This is a genomic window from Methylobacterium sp. WL8 (assembly GCF_008040045.1).
Taxonomy (GTDB): domain Bacteria; phylum Pseudomonadota; class Alphaproteobacteria; order Rhizobiales; family Beijerinckiaceae; genus Methylobacterium; species Methylobacterium cerastii.
Map to the genome: position 1 here is coordinate 1 of NZ_VRVF01000152.1, position 4,018 is coordinate 4,018.

The 4,018-nt window shown below is 71.8% G+C and carries 3 protein-coding genes and 1 pseudogene; 2 read left to right on the forward strand and 2 right to left on the reverse strand.

Annotated elements, in window-relative coordinates:
• The first annotated feature begins 312 nt into the window (after positions 1–312).
• Complete coding sequence (locus tag FV234_RS25370) at positions 313–1,083, forward strand: restriction endonuclease (protein WP_147832385.1); 771 nt, start codon at positions 313–315, stop codon at positions 1,081–1,083.
• 52 nt (positions 1,084–1,135) lie between these two features.
• Here the strand turns inward: FV234_RS25370 and FV234_RS25375 are convergent, their stop codons facing one another.
• Positions 1,136–2,809 carry a formate--tetrahydrofolate ligase gene (locus FV234_RS25375; RefSeq protein WP_147832386.1) on the reverse strand — a complete coding sequence of 558 codons (1,674 nt, stop codon included), beginning with the start codon at positions 2,807–2,809 and terminating at the stop codon, positions 1,136–1,138.
• A gap of 250 nt (positions 2,810–3,059) precedes the next feature.
• Complete coding sequence (locus FV234_RS25380) at positions 3,060–3,278, reverse strand: heavy-metal-associated domain-containing protein (RefSeq protein ID WP_147754650.1); 219 nt, start codon at positions 3,276–3,278, stop codon at positions 3,060–3,062.
• Between the two features lie 232 nt (positions 3,279–3,510).
• Between FV234_RS25380 and FV234_RS25385 the strand changes: the two are divergent.
• Positions 3,511–4,018: pseudogene (locus FV234_RS25385) on the forward strand (diguanylate phosphodiesterase); the annotation flags it as partial.

The window sequence follows — 4,018 nt, forward strand, 5'->3', positions numbered from 1 at the left end:
GCCGCGCCCGCCCCGGCCGCCCCCGCACCGGCCGCGCGCCGCAGCCGCAAAACCGTCGAGGCCTGATCGGCCGGCATCCGGGTTTTTGGACCCGCGCGTTGGGCCAAACTGTCCGCGCGTTCTTCCCTCCCCCCTCTGCGGGGGAGGGTGGCGGCTTCACCGGCTATGATGCGCAGTTCGTTCGCCCCCGCCTGAGGACATCCACAGCTTTTCCACGCCGCCGCCCGGCGGATTCAGGGATCGGGCATCGGCCGGTGCGATGGCTGTCGGCGTGGAGCCGGCCGGTGGGGCCGGCCGCGTGAGGCGTCGTTCATGCCCGGCCAGCCCAGCCTCGTCGCCCGCCTGTTCTGGATCGCGGTGGTCGGCGGCGGCCTGTCCCTCTGGTACGGGCGCGCCGGCATCGCGGCCTCGGGCGCAGGCCTCGGCCTCGTCCTGCTGCGCCATCTCGGGCGGCCGGGGCGCTTCCGCGCCCGCGTGCGCAAGGTGGCGCGCCGTCATGCCCGGACGCTGGCCCTGCGCCGGCGGCAGGAAAGCTTCGTCGACGCCTACGGCAACCGCATCCTCGACGGCTGGCTGCGCGAGCGCGACTACTTCGTCGCGCGCACCCTCGTGCCGGACCTGACCGCCCGCGGCTTCGCCGACCTGTGCGAGGCGAGGCCCGACACGATCCACGCGATCGTCGAGGCGGTGACCGACGCGGTGGACCTCCCCGAGGAGGACGCGGCGCCGGAGGACGGCATCCCCTACGAGCGGTTCTGCGCCGGGCGGCTGGAACGCGGCGGCTGGCGCACGCACGCCACGCCGGCGAGCGGCGACCAGGGCGCCGACATCGTCGCCGAGCAGGGCGCGACCCGCCTCGTGGTCCAGTGCAAGCGCTACGGCCGGCCGGTCGGCAACGCCGCCGTGCAGGAGGCGACCGCCGCCGCCCGCTACTGGTCGGGCGACATGGCCGCCGTGGTCTCGAACGCCGGCTTCACCCCCGCCGCCCGCAAGCTCGCCGCCGCCACCGGCGTGCTGCTGCTGCATCACGACGACCTCGACGAATTGCGCCCGATCCGGGCCGTCCGCTCCGTGCAGGCGTGACGCCACTTCCCTCCCCCGCAGAGGGGGGAGGGAAGAACGCGTCGAGCCCCGCCTAGAACAGCCCGTCGATCTGCCCGTTCGCGTCCAGCCGGATCGTGTCGGCGGCTGGCACCCGCGGCAGGCCCGGCATGGTCATAATCTCTCCGCAGATCACCACGACGAAGCCGGCGCCGGCGGAGAGGCGCACGTCGCGTACCGCCACCACGTGGCCGTCGGGGGCGCCGATCAGGGTCGGATCGGTCGAGAACGAGTACTGCGTCTTGGCCATGCAGACCGGCAGGTGGCCGTAGCCGTCCTTTTCGAAGGTGGCGAGCTTGCCCGCCGCCTTGGACTCGATCTGGATGTCGGCTGCGCCGTAGAGCTTGGTCGCGATCGCCTTGACCTTGTCCGACAGCTTGGCCTCGGCCTCGTAGGTGTAGGTGATGGGCTTGGGCGCGCCCTGCGACAGGTTCACCACCGCGTGGGCCAGGGCCTCGGCGCCGGCGCCGCCCTCCGCCCAGTGCTTGCAGGTGATCGCCTCGACGTCGAGCTTTTCGCGGCAGAGGTCGCGGAGCTTGGCGTGCTCGGCGTCGGTGTCGGCATAGAAGTGGTTGACCGCGACCACCACCGGCAGTCCGAAGCCGCGGACGTTGGTGACGTGCCGGGCGAGGTTGGCAAAACCCTTCTCCAGGGCGTCGACGTTCTCGGACCCGAGGTCCTTCTTGTTGACGCCGCCGTGCATCTTCAGCGCGCGCACCGTCGCGACGATGACGACGGCCGACGGCGACAAGCTCGCCTGCCGGCACTTGATGTCCAAGAACTTCTCCGCACCGAGGTCGGCGCCGAAGCCGGCTTCCGTCACGGTGTAGTCGGCGAGCCGGAGGCCGGCGCGGGTGGCGATCACCGAGTTGCAGCCGTGGGCGATGTTGGCGAACGGGCCGCCGTGGATCAGCGCCGGGTTGCCCTCCAGCGTCTGCACCAGGTTCGGCTGCAGCGCGTCCTTCAGCAGCACGGTCATCGCGCCGGTGGCCTTCACGTCCTTGAGGGTCACGAGCTTGCGGTCGCGGGTCTCGGCGATGATGATGCGGCCCAGCCGTTCCTCGAGGTCGGCGAGGTCCTTGGCGAGGCAGAACACCGCCATGACCTCGGAGGCCACGGTGATGTCGAAGCCGTCCTCGCGCGGGAAGCCGTTGGCGACGCCGCCGAGGGACTGAGTGATGGCGCGCAGCGCGCGGTCGTTCATGTCGACGACACGGCGCCAGTGGATGCGGCGCACGTCGATGTTGAGCTCGTTCGCCCAGTAGACGTGGTTGTCGATGAGCGCCGCGGCGAGCGAGTGGGCCGAGGTGATGGCGTGGAAGTCGCCGGTGAAGTGCAGGTTGATCTGCTCCATCGGCACGACCTGCGCCTTGCCGCCGCCGGCCGCCCCGCCCTTCATGCCGAAGCAGGGGCCGAGCGAGGGCTCGCGCAGGCAGATCATGGTCTTCTGGCCGATGCGGTTCAGCGCGTCGCCGAGGCCCACCGTTGTCGTGGTCTTGCCCTCCCCCGCCGGCGTCGGGGAGATCGCGGTGACGAGGATCAGCTTGCCCTCGGGCCGCCCCTCCAGCCCGGCGATGAAGCCGTGGTCGAGCTTGGCGATGTGCTTCCCGTAATTGTGGAGCGCGTCGTCGGGGATGCCGAGCTTCTCGGCGACCTGCGCGATCGGCTTCAGCGTCGCCGCGCGGGCGATCTCGATGTCTGAGGGCATGGTTTCCTCAACCTTTGGCACGAGGGCTTCGTGTGGCGTCCGGTTTGTCCGTGACGTCCGTTCCGCCGGCTTTTGCCGTGCGGCGGGCGCCAGACCAAGCGCAACGCCCGGTCGATTCCGCCATTTTGCGTCAGTCGAGGTCGAAAAGCGCGTCGAAATTATTCGTTGTGCCGACAAATTCGATTTGCCGGCGCGGGCCGTCGCACGGGCTTGCCGACAGGGCGGACGCCTTGATCGGGCGGAGGCCGCGTCAGCCGGTCATCCCGGTGGCGGTGTAGCCGGCCTTGGTCAGCGCCTCGGCGAGGACGAGGCTCTGGGCGGTGGTGCGGATCGCGACCCGCTCGTGCGCCCGGTCGACCTCGACCTCGGCCGCCGGATCGATCCGCTGCACGACCCGGCGCACCGAGGCCTCGCAGCCGCCGCAGGTCATGCCCTCGACCCGCATCAGAAGTTCGCCTTGCGCGTCCATGTCGTTCCTCCAGCACTTCGCCTGCCCCCGATCTCGGGCGTCGGACCGGGTGCGGCAAGGGGGTGGCAAGCGGGCCCCGGAGACGGCCGAGGGGATGTCACACTCGCGGAAAACCGCCGTGCTTGGGCACCTCGGCGCTTGCGGCCCCGCGGCCCCTCGGCGACAAACGGAGGCTCGGCTCCGCAAGCGATGCAGGCCGGGTCCTCACATGATTCCAGGCAAGAAGGCACGCGTGGCGAACCGACCCACAGTCCGGAGATTCGGCCGGCATGCGGGCCTGTGGTCGACGGGGCTGCTCGGCCTCGTGGTGCTCGCGCCGCTGGCGGCCCTGATGCCGACGGCCGGCGCGCTCGCGCTCGCAGGGTTTGCGGCGTTGGGCGCCCTCGTCGCCCACGCCCGCGCGAGCGGGCTGGCGGCGCGCTGCGACAAGCTCTCGGCCGAGCTCGACACACTGTCGAAACGCCTGCTCCGCACCGAGGCCGCCGGCCGGGCCGACGCGGCGCAGGACGGGCTGCCCCGCGAGGTCGAGGAGCTCACCGTCGAGATCGGCCTCTTGAGCGGCATCGTGCGCGACCTCGCCGCCGTGGTCGGCACGCAGGACAGCGAGGTCGCCCGCCTGAAGCAGCAGGCCGCCGCACTCGCCGCCTCGAAGCCGCAGCCCGCCCTCGAGCCGCCCATCCCTGCGCCGCAACCTGCCGCGCCGCCGCCAGCCGCGGTGCAGCCACCCGCCGCCCCGGTGC

Excerpts from the sequence above, each read along its gene's own strand:
- FV234_RS25380 (WP_147754650.1), bottom strand. The coding sequence starts at position 3,278 with ATGGACGCGCAAGGCGAACTTCTGATGCGGGTCGAGGGCATGACCTGC.
- FV234_RS25370 (WP_147832385.1), top strand. The coding sequence starts at position 313 with ATGCCCGGCCAGCCCAGCCTCGTCGCCCGCCTGTTCTGGATCGCGGTG.
- FV234_RS25375 (WP_147832386.1), bottom strand. The coding sequence starts at position 2,809 with ATGCCCTCAGACATCGAGATCGCCCGCGCGGCGACGCTGAAGCCGATC.